This window comes from Actinomadura litoris (assembly GCF_009733595.1).
In the GTDB taxonomy this organism is placed as follows: domain Bacteria; phylum Actinomycetota; class Actinomycetes; order Streptosporangiales; family Streptosporangiaceae; genus Spirillospora; species Spirillospora litoris.
This window is the reverse complement of the sequence record NZ_WOFH01000005.1, coordinates 455,449-469,840: the sequence shown is the minus strand read 5'-3', so window position 1 is coordinate 469,840 and position 14,392 is coordinate 455,449. Positions and strand designations below refer to the sequence as shown.

General features: G+C 71.6%; 9 protein-coding genes and 1 riboswitch. Of the genes, 3 read left to right on the top strand and 6 right to left on the bottom strand.

Annotated elements, in window-relative coordinates:
• Positions 1-28 precede the first annotated feature (28 nt).
• The 4 genes from GNZ18_RS16865 to GNZ18_RS16845 all read right to left on the bottom strand — a co-directional run bounded on the left by GNZ18_RS16865 (position 29) and on the right by GNZ18_RS16845 (position 6,223).
• Entirely contained in the window at positions 29-628 is a 600-nt protein-coding gene (locus GNZ18_RS16865) for a SanA/YdcF family protein (RefSeq protein WP_312874572.1), read from the bottom strand.
• A gap of 802 nt (positions 629-1,430) precedes the next feature.
• Positions 1,431-2,456 (bottom strand): phosphoribosylformylglycinamidine cyclo-ligase, encoded by a 1,026-nt coding sequence (gene purM, locus GNZ18_RS16860; RefSeq protein ID WP_156217388.1) that lies wholly within the window; start codon positions 2,454-2,456, stop codon positions 1,431-1,433.
• A 97-nt stretch (positions 2,457-2,553) separates the two neighbouring features.
• Positions 2,554-4,215, bottom strand: coding sequence for an amidophosphoribosyltransferase (purF, locus tag GNZ18_RS42230; RefSeq protein WP_246249893.1), 1,662 nt, complete (start codon positions 4,213-4,215; stop codon positions 2,554-2,556).
• 1,558 nt (positions 4,216-5,773) lie between these two features.
• Positions 5,774-6,223, bottom strand: a complete 450-nt coding sequence (locus GNZ18_RS16845) for a sterol carrier family protein (protein WP_156217387.1) — start codon at positions 6,221-6,223, stop codon at positions 5,774-5,776.
• 150 nt (positions 6,224-6,373) lie between these two features.
• Here GNZ18_RS16845 and GNZ18_RS16840 point away from each other — a divergent pair, with 150 nt between their 5' ends.
• The 3 genes from GNZ18_RS16840 to GNZ18_RS16830 all read left to right on the top strand — a co-directional run bounded on the left by GNZ18_RS16840 (position 6,374) and on the right by GNZ18_RS16830 (position 11,116).
• Positions 6,374-8,392, top strand: a complete 2,019-nt coding sequence (locus GNZ18_RS16840; protein WP_156217386.1) for a serine/threonine protein kinase — start codon at positions 6,374-6,376, stop codon at positions 8,390-8,392.
• 274 nt (positions 8,393-8,666) lie between these two features.
• The gene (locus GNZ18_RS16835; protein WP_156217385.1) at positions 8,667-9,836 is read left to right on the top strand and encodes a S8 family peptidase; all 1,170 of its coding nucleotides are present in this window, start codon (positions 8,667-8,669) and stop codon (positions 9,834-9,836) included.
• A gap of 165 nt (positions 9,837-10,001) precedes the next feature.
• Positions 10,002-10,162, top strand: a riboswitch (cyclic di-AMP (ydaO/yuaA leader).
• Between the two features lie 3 nt (positions 10,163-10,165).
• Complete coding sequence (locus tag GNZ18_RS16830) at positions 10,166-11,116, top strand: coiled-coil domain-containing protein (RefSeq protein WP_214615454.1); 951 nt, start codon at positions 10,166-10,168, stop codon at positions 11,114-11,116.
• 167 nt (positions 11,117-11,283) lie between these two features.
• On the opposite strand, the gene GNZ18_RS16825 is transcribed toward GNZ18_RS16830, so the two are convergent.
• Together GNZ18_RS16825 and purL are read right to left on the bottom strand one after the other, a co-directional pair.
• Positions 11,284-11,850, bottom strand: coding sequence for a VHL beta domain-containing protein (locus GNZ18_RS16825; protein ID WP_156217384.1), 567 nt, complete (start codon positions 11,848-11,850; stop codon positions 11,284-11,286).
• Positions 11,851-11,960: 110 nt separating this feature from the next.
• Positions 11,961-14,210, bottom strand: coding sequence for a phosphoribosylformylglycinamidine synthase subunit PurL (purL, locus tag GNZ18_RS16820; RefSeq protein ID WP_512698844.1), 2,250 nt, complete (start codon positions 14,208-14,210; stop codon positions 11,961-11,963).
• Positions 14,211-14,392: the final 182 nt, after the last annotated feature.

Genomic DNA, 14,392 nt, shown 5'->3' with positions numbered 1-14,392 from the left:
TCCCGGGCAGTGGCGTTTGTTTGCCTCCTCAGGGGGAGGCCAGGGCCTGCTCCACCCCCGGCTCCTTCCGGCCGAGCAGCGCCGGATCGGGCCGTAGCGTGAGGCTCCGCATCGCCTTCAGCATCGCGAGCGGTTCGCGCACGTAACCCCGCACGGTGGCCTGCGTACGCGAACCGCCCATGCTGTCGTCCCCCACGCCCCAGGTCTCGATCCCCGCCGCCCGGCAGAGCGCGACCGCCCGCGGCAGGTGGAAGTCCTGCGTGACGACGGTCAGCTTCGTGACGCCGAAGATCCGTCTGGCGCGCGTGCAGGAGTCCCACGTCTCCAGCCCGGCGAAGTCCCGGACGATCTTGCTTTCGGGCACGCCCTTCCCCACCAGGTAGGCGCGCATCACCGTCGGCTCGTCATAGCCCCGGAACCGATTGTCGCCGGAGACCAGCACCACCTTGACCTTGCCCCGCCGGTAGAGGTCCACGGCCAGATCCAGCCGCCGCGCGAGCAGCGGCGACGGCTGCCCGCTCCAGACCCCGGCCCCCAGCACCAGCGCGACCGGCGTCTCCGGCACGCCCTCCACCGAGTACCGATATCGGGCGGTGTCCGCGTACGCCCACCCCATCGGCGCCAGCACGGCGTACGCCCCAAGGCCGCCGAGAACGCCCAGAGGCCCCGCCCAGCGCCTCACCCATCCCCAGAGTCTCAGCAGCCTTCCCGCGCCCTCCTGAGCTCCCTCAGCCCGCCCCCGCATGAAGATCACACAACTAGGACGTCCCCACCACCCCCGAAGTTCGCGCGTTATCCACAGAACGCGATTCCACTTCCCCGCCCCCACCGCCAAGAAGAGCATGAAGCCGACAGACCACCCGCCCCCAACCGGCGCACCCCCGAGGCCGCGAAACGAACCGAAGCCGGACGGTCCGACAAGCTCGCACGCCCTCCGAGACCGGGATCTCAACGGCGGTCGAGCCCCTGCGGCACACCAGCCGCGAGAAGCCGCCTCACACCGAACACACAGCCCCAGAGCCCCAAACGGACCATCCGCCCACAAGGCCGTCGAACTCAGCAGAACGGAGGTGCCGGCGATGGCCGACAACAAGCCGCCAAGGCGGCCCCCCCAACGGGAGACGTCAGCACAGGAGAGCGATACCGACGCGGCGCCGACCGACCACCGACCACGCACGGTCGAGGCGCCTCCCCAAGCCGGAGACGTCAGGACAGAGGGCCGATACCGACGCGGCGCCAACCGACGACACACCGCCAAGACGGCCCCCAAACGGGAAACGCCAGCACACGAGAGCGATACCGGTACAGCGATGACCGACCACGCACGGTCGAGACGACTCCCCAAGCCGGAGACGTCAGCACAGAAGGGCAATACCGACGCGGCGCCAACCGACGACACACCGCCGAGACGGCCCCCCAAGCGGGAAACGTCAGGACAGGAGGGCGGTACCGGTGCCCGGAACGACCTCACCGAGCTGCCAGGCGGGGACGCCACGGTCGGCGAGGACGCGGAGCGCTTCGTCGGCCGTGTCGGGGGCGACGATGGCGGCCATGCCGACGCCGAGGTTGAAAGTCTTGTCCATCTCCGCTTGGGGGACGTTCCCGTGGGCTTGGAGCGTCCGGAACACGGGTGGGACCTCCCACGAGGACCGGCGCAGCACGGCGTCCACGGTCGCGGGCAGGGACCGGGCCAGGTTGGCGGCCAGGCCGCCGCCTGTGATGTGGGCGAACGCGCGCACGCCGCCGAGCGCGGTGAGGGCGAGGCAGTCCTTGGCGTAGATGCGGGTCGGGGTGAGGAGCTCCTCACCGAGCGACCGGCCGAGGTCGGCGGGCTCGGACTCCAGCGTGAGATCGGTCGTCGCCAGGATGTGGCGGACGAGCGAGTACCCGTTGGAGTGGATCCCCGACGACGCCATCGCGATGACGGCGTCGCCCGGCCGCACGCGCTCGGGCCCGAGCAGCTCGTCCGCCTCGACGACACCGGTCCCGGCGCCGGCGACGTCGAACTCGTCGGCTTCGAGGAGCCCGGGGTGCTCGGCGGTCTCGCCGCCGACCAGCGCGCATCCGGCGAGGGCGCACGCTTCGGCGATCCCGCCCACGATGTCGGCGATGCGCTCGGGCACGACCTTGCCGCAGGCGATGTAGTCGGTCATGAACAGCGGTTCGGCGCCGCACACCGCCAGGTCGTCGATGACCATGCCGACCAGGTCATGCCCGATGGTGGTGTAGACCCCGAGGCGCCGCGCCAGGTCGACCTTCGTGCCGACGCCGTCCGTGGACGTCGCGAGCAGCGGGCGCCGGTAGCGCAGGAACGCCGACGCGTCGAAGAGGCCCGCGAACCCGCTGGCGTCGTCCACGACCTCGGGCCGCCGCGACCGCGCGACCCTGGCCTTCATCAACTCGACGGCACGCTCTCCCGCCGCGATGTCGACTCCGGCGGCCTCATACGAGGTCATCTCGTCCTCTCGACGTGCACTTGCGCATCCAGTCCATCACCCGGCAGATCCCCCACCCTGGCATGGAAGGAGATCGACCACAGCCGCCCGTGGCCCCTCAGGAGCGGGTCACCTCAAGGAGGTGTTTCCCGCGTGCCGCCTCCTCCACCTCGATCGGGTAGACGCCGTCGAAGCAGGCGCGGCACAGGTTGTCCTTGGCGATGTGCGAGGCGGAGATCAACTCGTCCAGCGAGATGTACCCGAGCGAGTCGGCGCCGATGGAGTCGCGGACCTCCTCGACCGACAGGTTCCCGGCGATCAGCTCGGCGCGCGTGGCGAAGTCGATCCCGTAGAAGCAGGGCCAGGCGACGGGCGGGCTGGAGATCCGCACGTGGACCTCGGCCGCACCCGCGTCCCGCAGCATCGAGACGATCGCCCGCTGGGTGTTGCCGCGCACGATCGAGTCGTCCACCACGATCAGGCGCTTGCCCTCGATGGCCTCGCGCAGCGGGTTCAGCTTGAGGCGGATGCCCAACTGGCGAAGGGTCTGGGACGGCTGGATGAAGGTACGCCCGACATAGGAGTTCTTCACCAGCCCCTGGCCGTAGGGGATCCCGGACGCCTCGGCGTATCCGATCGCGGCCGGCGTCCCCGACTCCGGGGTCGGGATGACCATGTCGGCCTCGACGGGATGCTCGCGCGCCAGCCGGCGCCCGACCTCGACGCGGGTGGCCTGGACGCTGCGTCCGGCGATCGTGGTGTCCGGCCTGGCCAGGTACACGTACTCGAACAGGCAGCCCTTGGGCCGGGGCTCGGCGAACCGCTCGGAGTGCACGCCGTCGCCGTTGATCGCGACCATCTCGCCGGGCTCGATCTCGCGGACGAAGCGGGCCCCGACGATGTCGAGCGCGGCGGTCTCGGACGCGACCACCCAGCCGCGGTCCTCAAGGTTGCCCAGGACGAGCGGGCGGATCCCCTCGGGGTCGCGCGCGGCGTACAGGGTCCCCTCGTCCATGAAGACAAGTGAGTAGGCACCCCGCGTAGCAGGAAGGATCTCCCGTGCCGCAGCCAACGGCCCCTCGTCGACCCGCGCCACCGGCTCATCGTGACCGTCATGGAGGAGCCTGGCCCCACCGTTCACCGAGGCGGCACCCTGCCCGAGGGAACGAAGATCTTCGGACGGGGCGGAAGTGTGGCCATTGTCACCACGCGCGTCCACCGCCGCGGTGGTCTCCGCGCGCTTGCCCTCGGTGGCGAGCAACGCGGCCAGCACCTCGGTGTCGCTGGTCGCGGTCAACACCCCGGGCTCCAGCCGCGCGGCGAGTTCGGGCGTGTTGATCAGGTTGCCGTTGTGGACCAGCGCCAACCCGCCCGAGTCGGTCGACCTGAAGGTGGGCTGCGCGTTCTCCCACGTGGGCGAGCCGGTCGTGGAGTATCGGCAGTGTCCGACGGCGATGTGACCACGGAGCGTGTTCAGCACCGACTCGTCGAAGACCTGGGCGACGAGGCCCATGTCCTTGAAAACGACGATACGGGACCCGTCGCTGACCGCGATCCCGGCCGACTCCTGCCCGCGGTGCTGAAGCGCGTACAGGCCAAAGTAGGTGAGCTTGCTCACTTCTGCTCGCGACGCCTGGTCAGCGGGGACCCAGACGCCGAACACACCGCAGGCGTCCTGCGGGGAGCGGTCGGAGGGGTCGAGGTCGTGGCTCAGACGTCCATCACGGAGAGGCACGCGAACCAGTCTAGATGCCCCCTTCACCTGCTCCGATCGGCGCATCTCCTTAACCGGCCTTTACCCCCCGGTTTCCCACGCCCGCAAAACCTCGGCCCTCCAGAGGGGAGCAACTCTCACACCACCTCCCGAACACCGGCCCCAGCCCCCAGGCAGGCCACAAAACACAAACACCCACCACCGGCCTCACGCCCTACGCCCCGCCCAAGCCGCTCGGCCTCCCCCGCCCACAGCAACTCCGCGCACAGACTGACGACACCAAGCCCACCTGCCCTGCCGCCCCGCTCGGCTACAGCCCCCAATCCCCGCCGACCCGCCCAGGCTGACGATGGCGAGCCACGCCAGACTCGCTGGCCACACATCCCTTAGGTCCTGGTCCGTCCCGACTCCGCAGACCGCAAGGCGCGAACGCCCGCCGCCGAAACCGCGCTCCGGGCCTCACGCCCCTGCCAGGAAGCTCGGGGCCCCCGCCGAGCCGACCTCCTTGCCCACAGCAACTCCGTACACAGGCGGACAGCGCCAGATCACACTGACCTGCAACCCCCCCCACCTAGAGCCCCCTTGCGCACTCCGATTCCGCCCAGGCGGACGAGGCCGGGCCACGCCCGCTCGTCGGCCGCTCGCCCAGGACTCCCTGACTCATCCTGGTTCCGGGGGCAGACCCCCAGTGCCGAGACGCGCCCGTCTACTGGCCGCGACCCTCGGCTCCCGCCCGGGCTGACGAGGCCGGGCCACGCCCACTCGCCAGCCACCCGCCCAAGACTCCCTGACTCACCCAGGTGCCGGGGGCAGACCCCCAGTGCCGAGACGCGCCTGTCAGCTGGCCGCGAAGCCTCGGCACTCTGGCTCACAGCGATTTGGAGCACGAGCAGGCGGCGCACGAGCAGGCGGCGCCTGACTGTGCTTGGCGGTGCTTGGCGGTGGCTGGCTGCGTCTCACGTCCCCACAGATCCGCAACCCCACAGCTCCGTGTCCCTGCGGCGCGCCCAGGGCGGGGTAGGCGTAGCGGCGCGGATGCGACGGCCATGACCGCGCGTTGCGTCACTGCATCTGCTGGCCGGCGTGCCTGACTTCGGCTCTGTGGCGCTGTCCGGCTCGCTCAGCAAGGCAGCATCCTGCGGCGGCGCGCTCGCGCCGGTTGGCCCCACCGCTGAGCCTTTGTCTGGAACTCCGTCCTGCTCTGCTGACGTGTTCGTGCGAGGTTCTCGCACGAACCTGGACCACAGGTAGAGGCGGCACGCCCTGCATGTCCTCGACTGTGGCGAGGAGATGTTCGCGGGACAGGCGAAGGTTGGTGTCGGGGTCGCTGGGCTGGGCTGCCGAGTGGTGAGCACGGGGGTTGCGAGCGGTGGGCCTGGGCAGCGGCTTTGAGGGGGAGCGTCGGCTCCGGTGGTCGCGTCCGGGGTTGGGGCTTGGAGCCGCTCTGGTCCGGACGGTCTTGCCTCGGGCACCTCGCCCGATGTTCTTCCTGGCACGGTGGACCCGGGATAGAGGCGATTCCTCGGGGTGGGCGGCTGGCGTCGCGGGGGCGGCGCTCGTTTTGGCGGGGGCGCCCTGGCCTCTCCTTCCTGCTGGCGGCGTCACGTCCAGGATGTGGCGGGGGTTAGTCGGTGGGGAGGGGAAGGTGGGCGGAGAGGTCTGCTCTTGAGCCGCTGGCGCGGACGGTGCCGTTGGCTACGGCGTCGGGCCAGGTCAGGCGTCCGGTGGCGAGGGCGATCCAGGTGGTGGCGTCCATCTCGACCACATTTGCCGGTGTTCCCCGGGTATGGTGCGGGCCGTCGATGCACTGAACGGCGGCGTGCGGGGGGACGCGGACCTCCACCGACCGGCCGGGCGCGAGTTCCGCCAGGCGGTCGAGCAGGAACCGCACCGCGCCCTGGACGACCGGACGGGACGGCACGGCGGCCGCGGGACCGGCATCGAGCGAGGCCAGCACGGTGTCGAGGGCCGCGCGGCGCAGTTCGGCGGGCTCGTCCGGGCCGGTGTAGGGCGGCAGGCCGAGCGCGGCGCGCTGCTCGGTGAGGACGGCCGGGGACAGAGGTGTTCGGGGCATCGCGACCGACGCTACCGGGTCGTGGGCTAGGGCCGTCCGGCGGCACAACGCCACCGGGGCGGTAACAATGGACCCCGGTGCGAGACATGGGGGCGAAGGGGAACGGACGGCCGGGGACACGGGTCCCCGCAGGACACGGAGGTTCGTCAGATGCCCGAGGCGCTGCCCCTGCAGCCGGGTGACCCGCGAAGACTCGGCGCGTACGAGATCACGGGACGGCTCGGCGTCGGTGAGCAGGGCGCCGTCTTCCTCGGCAGGGACGCGGCCGGCGGTGTCGTGGCGGTGAAGCTGCTGCACGCCCGGCTGAGCGGGGAGCCCGCGGCGCGCTCGCGGTTCGCGGGTTCGTTCACGGCGGCGCGGAAGGTCTCCGGTTTCTCCACGGCCGCGATCCTGGACGCCGACGTGGAGGGCGACCGCGCCTACGTGGTGAGCGAGTGGGTGGACGGCCCGTCCCTCCAGCAGCTCGTGGAGGAGGAGGGCGTACGCGGCGGTGCCGTCGTCGAGCGCCTGGCGGTCGGTGCCGCGGTGGCCCTCGCCGCCGTCCACCGCGCCGGTGCCCTGCACCACGACCTGAAGCCGGGCAACATCCTGCTCGGACGGGCCGGGCCGAGGATGTGCGACTTCGGCATCGCCGGTGCCCTGGAGGCCGTCAACGCCACTCCCGCCGGACGGGTCGCCGAGGACCCCGCCTACAAGGCGCCCGAGCAGCTCAGCGGCCATGGCATCGGCGCGCCCGCCGACGTGTTCGCCTGGGCGGCGACGATCCTGTTCGCGGCCACCGGGAAGGCCCCGTTCGGGGACGATTCGCCGTCCGAGGTCATGCAGCGGATCGTCTACGACGACCCCGATCTGTCGGTCGTCCCCGAGTCGCTCCGCGAGGTGATGGCGGACGCCCTGGCCAAGGACCCCGCCCAACGTCCGACCGCCAAGATCCTGCTGGAACGCCTGCTGGACGACGGCGCGCCGCTGGCGGGACGCATGCCTTCCGCCACGGTCGCGGAGGGCCGCGCGCTCGCGTCGTCCTCCCAGATCATCGCCGGGACCGGCGAAGCGGCCGGTCAGGTGGGCTCCGGAGACCGCGTGCCCGATCCGACGGCGCCCGAGCCCGTGGTGTCCGACTCCGAGGGTTCCGGATCGGGAGCCCCCGACACCGGCTCGGCGGTGACCGCCCCTGGCGGGACGGGCATCGCCCCTCCCGCACCGCCGTTCGGCGGTTCCGGCGGCGCGCCGGAGTCCGGCCCAACGAACCTCGGCCCCGTGCCCGGGCCGGGCGGCCCTGCGAATGCGCCCGGGCCCGGCAACTTCGGCGCCGTGCCTGGGGGTGGTGCGGCGGGGCCGTGGACGGCGAACTACGGTGCCGGGCCCGCGGGCGGTCCGCTCGTACCGCCGCGGTCACCCATGGGAGCCCCGCCTCCGCCGTCCGGAGACGCTCCCAAGAAGGACGAGCCCTCGCCGACGGAGCTCGACCCGGCGGCCTTCGAAGTGACCGCCGCGTTCTCCCCGGTGGGCGGGGGCGAGTCGACGACGGTGCTTGAGATCGGTTCACCGAACGACCAGACGGCCGCGTTCACGTCGGTCGAGCCGGACGGCTCGCACGACCGCACCCAAACGGGCCCGCACCTCATCCCGGGGCTGAAGCCCTCGCGGGAGAGCGGCGAGCAGCGGCGGTTCAACCCGGGGCTCGCACTCGGGAAGCTGCGCCGTCCGAGCAACCATGTGCTGGGTGTCGCGCTCTCCCTGACCATCGGCGTGGGGGTCGGCATCGCGATCATCGCGCTGGTGCTGTGGCCGCAGCTCAAGGGCGACGACGCCGGGCCCACGGTGGACAAGACGACCTCCGACCGTCCGGTGACCGCGATCCCGCCCTCGTTCGCCGGGACGTGGAAGGGGACGGTCGTCAACACCAACCGCAACGCCTCGTTCCCCATCGAGGTCACGTTCGAGACGGGCGGCAGGACCGCGCGGGCCGTCTATCCGCGGGAGAGGTGCACCGGAACGCTCACGCTGAGCAAGGGGACGGAGCAGACCCTCAACATGGACCTGGTCATCCCCAAACCGTGCACGAACGGCATCGTGCGCGTCCTCCGCGAACCGGACGGGACGCTCCAGTACACCTGGAGCAAGCCCGGCACCCAACTCGGCTACGCGGGCAAGCTGAGCCGCGGCTGAGGCCCCGAGCCGGTGAGTCCGTCGCACTCGCCCGGCAGGTCGCCGCTGGTGGAGGTCCCCGCGCCCTCGGCAGGGCCGCCCCACCCGGCTCCAGCGCCCGTTCGCGTGGAGGGGACGGTGTCCGGCTGTAAAGGGCGGCGTCCGGCGGCGGATCAAGGATGACCGATTTACCAGTCATGTCGTGATAGATCCGCTAAGGTTCCCCTCGGCTCAGCCCCCCGGACGTGGCGGTCTGGCCTCCGAGAACGCCGTTCCCCGGGCAGAAGGAGACGTCTTGCGGGCTGTCCACCGAAGGCTCTTGCTGGTCGGCGCGGTCGTGGCGGGTGTGGGCGGCGCGGCCGCACCGCCGGTGCTCGCCGATGACCCCTCACCGTCGTTGGTGCAGGTCACCGCGGCCGAGGGCGCTCCGCTGCCCGGCCGGTACATCGTCACCCTGAAGGCGGGCGCGTCCACCGGCGACGCCGCCGAGAAGGTCGACGCGACCGGGGTGCAGAGGTTCGACGGCGTGCTGAACGGTTTCGCGGCGCGGCTCAGCGACCGGCAGCTCGGCGAGCTGCGCCGGGACAGGCGGGTCGCCGCGATCGAGCAGGACCAGGTCGTGAAGATCGCGTCCAGGACCCAGCGCGCGCCGCTGCCGTGGGGGCTCGACCGCATCGACCAGCGCGGGCGGAAGCTCTCCAAGTCCTACACCTACAGCGCGACCGGCAGCGGCGTGACGGCCTACATCATCGACTCCGGGCTCGTCACGACGCACAAGGAGTTCGGCGGGCGCGCCGCGGTCGCGTGGAAGGCGGCCGGGTTCGCCGACGGCAACGACTGCAACGGGCACGGGACGCATGTCGCGGGCATCATCGGGTCCAAGTCCTACGGCGTCGCCAAGAACGTGAAGCTGCGGGCGCTGCGCGTGCTCGACTGCAAGGGCGAGGGCTCGTTGTCGAGCCTCGTCGCCGCCGCCCAGTGGCTGCGCACGCACGCCGCGAAGCCGGCGGTCGCCAACATCTCGATCGGCGGGCCGAAGTCGGCGGCGCTCAACACGGCGGTGACGAACCTGTCGAAGTCGGGCGTGTTCGTGTCGGTCGCGGCGGGCAACGAGAACGTCGACGCGTGCCGGACGTCGCCCGCCAGTGCGGGATGGGTCATGACGGTCGGCGCGACGACCGTCTACGACAACCGGGCGTCCTGGTCCAACTGGGGCAGGTGCGTGGACATCAGCGCCCCCGGCTACGGGATCACCTCCACCTGGAAGAACGGCGGCCACAAGTCCCTCAGCGGGACGTCGATGGCCGCGCCGTACGTGAGCGGCGTCGCGGCGCTCTACCTGACGACGCACCGCAAGGCCACGTTCCCGACCGTCCAGAAATGGCTGAACGACAACTCCACCAAGAACTCCCTGGGGCACCTGCGGGGGCAGGCGAACAGGCTGCTTTACAAGGGCAAACTATGAACCTCATCACATAAGTCGGCCCGGCTCCCGGCAGGGAGCCGGGCTTCTCGGGCTTCGAGCCGTCGCGGCGGCCCGCTGGGTGTTTAATCTTGGCGGGGCGACGGACGGCCCCACCCAGTCCGATGCCATGATCGGTCGGCGCGACGCCCGGAGATCCCGGGCACGCCGGTCGGCGGGCCGAATCCCAGGGCGCGCGCCCGGGAACCGGGGACCCACCAGCCGGGACGACCCGGCCGGGGTGAATTCGCAGGCCGGGAGGCCCGCGATAGGGCGCACTCCAGCCCGAACCCGTCAGCTAACCCGGTAGGCCAACGAGGAGAGGAGCAGCCGTGGAGACCCCCACCTCCACCCTCCGGCGCGCCGCGGTGGCGCTGGTGGCCGTCGCCACCGCCGGACCCCTGGCGAGCGGCGCGGTCCCGTCCTCGGCGGCCGAGCCCTCCGCCGCCGCGCTCGCGGCCGACCCGGGCGACAGCGGCAAGTTCGGCAGGCTCAACGCCCAGATCGAGCGGCTCGACAAGGCCTACGGCGGCGACCTCGCCAAGCTGAAGGACGCCCGGTACGCGGCGAAGAAGGCGCTGGACGAGTCGAAGGTCCTCCAGTCCGACCTCAACGAGGCCCGCGACCTCGTCGCCCAGATGGCCGCGTCCCAGTACATGACGGGCGGGCAGGACCCCGCCGTCTCGATCATCACCAGCGGCAACCCGTCCGACTCGCTGAGCAACGTCAGCCTGGTCAGCCATCTGGCGCAGAACAAGGCCGCCAAGGTCGCCCAGATCCAGACGCTCGTCTCCAAGCAGGACAAGGCCCGCCAGGAGGCGCAGCAGAAGATCACGGAGTTGCAGAAGGAGATCAAGGAACTCCTCGCGCAGAAGAGCCGCATCAGAAGCCTGGTCAAGAAGTACAAGCCCGAGTCGCCGAGCGTCGGCATGGGCGGTGTGACGCCCCGCATGCTGAAGGTCAAGAACACCATCGACATGGAAGAGGGCCCGTTCCCGACGATCGGCTGCGTCCGCAGCACCGGCGACCCGCAGGACCACGGCACCGGGCACGCCTGCGACTTCATGGTGACCACCGGCGGGCAGATGGCCAGCGGCAGCGCCCAGTCCCTCGGCGACCGCACCGCCGCCTACGCGATCGCGCACGCGAGCGCCCTCGGCATCAAGTACATCATCTGGCGGCAGCGCATCTACGACCTGCGCAGCCCCGGCTGGCGCTCCATGGAGAACCGGGGCGGCGTGACCGCGAACCACTACGACCACGTCCACATCTCGGTCTTCTAGCCGGACTCCTGTCAGGGGGGCTCGGTAGGGTGGCGCGCATCGGAGACCGGTCTGAGCACCCGTCAGGGTCCGCGGCTCAGGGAGGGTGGGTACGGAACCGCTCCCGGATACGTCCCGGAGTCGGCAGAATCCCGTGACCCCACCCTCCTTCCCGTCGCCGGACGCGGTCAGGGAATGCCGGAGCGGTGCGGAGGGACGGCACGGTTCCGCCGGAAGGAAACGCGGCGGCGGGGCTCCACGGCCGTTCGTATGAGGGCGCGGGCGGCGCCGGGGACGGGTTCGAACACGGCGATGGCCGTGTAGTCGTCAGTGCACACGACCCACGGGTGCGTGTCCCAGGTGTTCACCCCGAACGTCGCCCCCGGACGCAGATGCTGGTACGGCTGGCGTTCGCCGTCGAAGTCGATCCAATAGATCCACACGTGGTCGTCGCGGAGATTGACGAACCTCACCTGCGCCTCGGCGCCGCCGTCCTCCGAACGCGACGACCCCTCGATCGCGGGCGGCAGCGGCTTCAGTTCGGCCGGGCCCTTCCTCGACCGGTGGCCCTGCGCCCAGCCGAGTCCGGTGGCGGCGAGCGTCATGGTGCCCCAGAGCGCCGCGACCCAACTGGCCCGCTCGACGCCGTCCCAGTTCCGTTCCGAATACCAGGCCAGGAAGGTCGCCAGAAGTCCGGTCATCAGCCAGCAGACCACCAGCGTCCATCGCCACCCGTTGCCCCGTCGGCCACTCATGGCTACATCGTGGATCCGTCCGGCATCCGGCTTAGGGGTTTGTCCACATGGGGACGGAACGCGAAAGGGCGCCCCGATCGGGGCGCCCTTTCGGAGCGGATTCGCCGGGGTCAGTTGGCGTAGCTCGGCAGCATGCGCTCGTGCGCCTCGCGCAGTTCGGCGAGCGGGATCGAGAACAGCTCCTGCTGCTCGCCCTCGGCGCCCCTGCCCGTCACGCTGAGCGCGTCGCCGCCCGCGACGCCGATCTGGGTGACCGGGACGCCCGCGGCCTCGCACAGCGCCGCCAGGCGCGCCTCGGCGCCCGGGCTCACGGCCACCATCGCGCGGGCGACCGACTCGCTGAACAGCGAGACGAACGGGTCGCCCGGCAGGGTGATCCGCGCGCCGAGGCCGCCGCGCAGGCATGACTCGACGAGGGTCTGCGACAGGCCGCCGTCCGACAGGTCGTGGACGGCGGTGACCAGCCCGTCGCGGGCGGCCTGGATCATCACCCCGGCCAGCGCCGACTCCGCCTTCAGGTCGACCAGCGGCGGCAGGCCGCCCAGGTGGCCGTAGACCACGTGCGCCCATTCCGAGCCGCCGAACTCCTCGCGCGTCTCGCCGAGCAGCGCGATCGTGGCGCCGTCGGAGGTGAGCGACATGTTCACGCGGCGGCGCACGTCGTCGTGGACGCCGAGGACGCCGATGACCGGGGTCGGGTTGATCGGGGTCGTGCCGGTCTGGTTGTAGAAGCTGACGTTGCCGCCCGTCACCGGGACGCCGAGGTACCGGCAGGCGTCCGCCAGGCCCTCGACCGCGCGCGCGAACTGCCACATGACGCCCGGGTCCTCGGGGGAGCCGAAGTTGAGGCAGTTGGTGACGGCGAGCGGGCGGGCGCCCGTAGCGGCCACGTTGCGGTACGCCTCCGACAGCGCGAGCTGGGCGCCGGCGTACGGGTCGAGGCGCGTGTAGCGGCCGTTGCCGTCCAGCGACAGCGCGATGCCCAGGCCGGACTCGTCGTCGACGCGGACGACGCCCGCGTTGTCGGGCATCGCCAGCACCGTGTTGCCGAGCACGTACCGGTCGTACTGGGACGTCACCCACGTCTTGCTCGCGAGGTTCGGCGAACCGGCCAGCCACAGGACGGTGCGGCGCAGCTCGTCCCCCGAGGTCGGACGGGTCAGCCGCCCCGGCGTGTCGGACTGGAGCGCGCCGAGGTCGTGCGGCGGCGCGTACGGGCGCTCGTACACCGGGCCCTCGTCGGCGGCGGTGCCCGGCGGGATGTCGACGATCGTCTCGCCCCGCCAGGTCATGACCAGCCGACCGGTGTCGGTGACGGTGCCGATGACCGTCGCCGGGATCTCCCAGCGGCCGCAGATCTCCATGAAGCGGTCGACCTTGTCGGGCGTGACCACCGCCATCATGCGCTCCTGCGACTCGCTCATGAGGATCTCCTCAGGGCGGAGCGTCGCGTCCCGAAGCGGGACCGTGTCGAGGTCGACGTGCATGCCGCCGGTGCCCGCGGCGGCCAGCTCGGTCGTCGCGCACGACACCCCGGCCGCACCGAGGTCCTGGATGCCGACCACGAGGTCCTCGGCGAACAGCTCCAGGCAGCACTCGATGAGCAGCTTCTCCATGAACGGGTCGCCGACCTGGACGCTCGGCCGCTTCTGGTGCGACTCCTCGTCGAAGGTCGCCGAGGCCAGCACGGACGCGCCGCCGATGCCGTCGGGGCCCGTCGTCGCGCCGAACAGGATCACCTTGTTGCCGGGGCCCGGGGCGATCGCGCGCTGGATCTCGTCGTGCTTCAGCACGCCCACGCACAGCGCGTTCACCAGCGGGTTCTGCGCGTAGCAGGCGTCGAACACGGTCTCGCCGCCGATGTTGGGCAGGCCGAGGGAGTTGCCGTAGCCGCCGACCCCGGCCACCACGCCGGGCAGCACCCGCTGGGTGTCGAGGGCGTCGGCCGGGCCGAAGCGCAGCGAGTCCATGACGGCGATCGGACGCGCGCCCATCGACATGATGTCGCGGACGATGCCGCCGACGCCGGTCGCGGCGCCCTGGTAGGGCTCCACGTAGGACGGGTGGTTGTGCGACTCGACCTTGAACGTGACCGCCCAGCCCTGGCCGATGTCGACGACGCCCGCGTTCTCGCCCATGCCGACGAGCAGCGCGTCGGTCTTCGGCGCCTTGTCGCCGAACTGGCGCAGGTGCACCCTGGAGCTCTTGTAGGAGCAGTGCTCGCTCCACATGACCGAGTAGATCGCCAGCTCGGACGAGGTGGGGCGGCGGCCGAGGATCTCGCGGACCCGCCGGTACTCCTCCTCCTTCATGCCGAGCTCGGCATAGGGCTGAGGACGCTCCGGAGAGGCGGCGGCGATCGCGACGGTGTCGGTGCCCGGCTCGACCGGGACGACCGCGGGCTGCGGCCCGGTGCCGGGACCGGGGCCGAACCCGGGGCCGTCGACCACGGGCTGCGGACCCGTGCCCGTGATCGCGGGCTGCGGGCCGGTGCCCGGACCGTCGATCGCGGACTGCGGGCCGGTTCCGGGGCCGTTGACCG

What these genes read in the sequence shown, in the direction of transcription:
- purM (WP_156217388.1), bottom strand. Translation starts at nt 2,456, where the DNA reads ATGACCTCGTATGAGGCCGCCGGAGTCGACATCGCGGCGGGAGAGCGT.
- purF (WP_246249893.1), bottom strand. Translation starts at nt 4,215, where the DNA reads ATGCGCCGATCGGAGCAGGTGAAGGGGGCATCTAGACTGGTTCGCGTG.
- GNZ18_RS16845 (WP_156217387.1), bottom strand. Translation starts at nt 6,223, where the DNA reads ATGCCCCGAACACCTCTGTCCCCGGCCGTCCTCACCGAGCAGCGCGCC.
- GNZ18_RS16840 (WP_156217386.1), top strand. Translation starts at nt 6,374, where the DNA reads ATGCCCGAGGCGCTGCCCCTGCAGCCGGGTGACCCGCGAAGACTCGGC.
- GNZ18_RS16825 (WP_156217384.1), bottom strand. Translation starts at nt 11,850, where the DNA reads ATGAGTGGCCGACGGGGCAACGGGTGGCGATGGACGCTGGTGGTCTGC.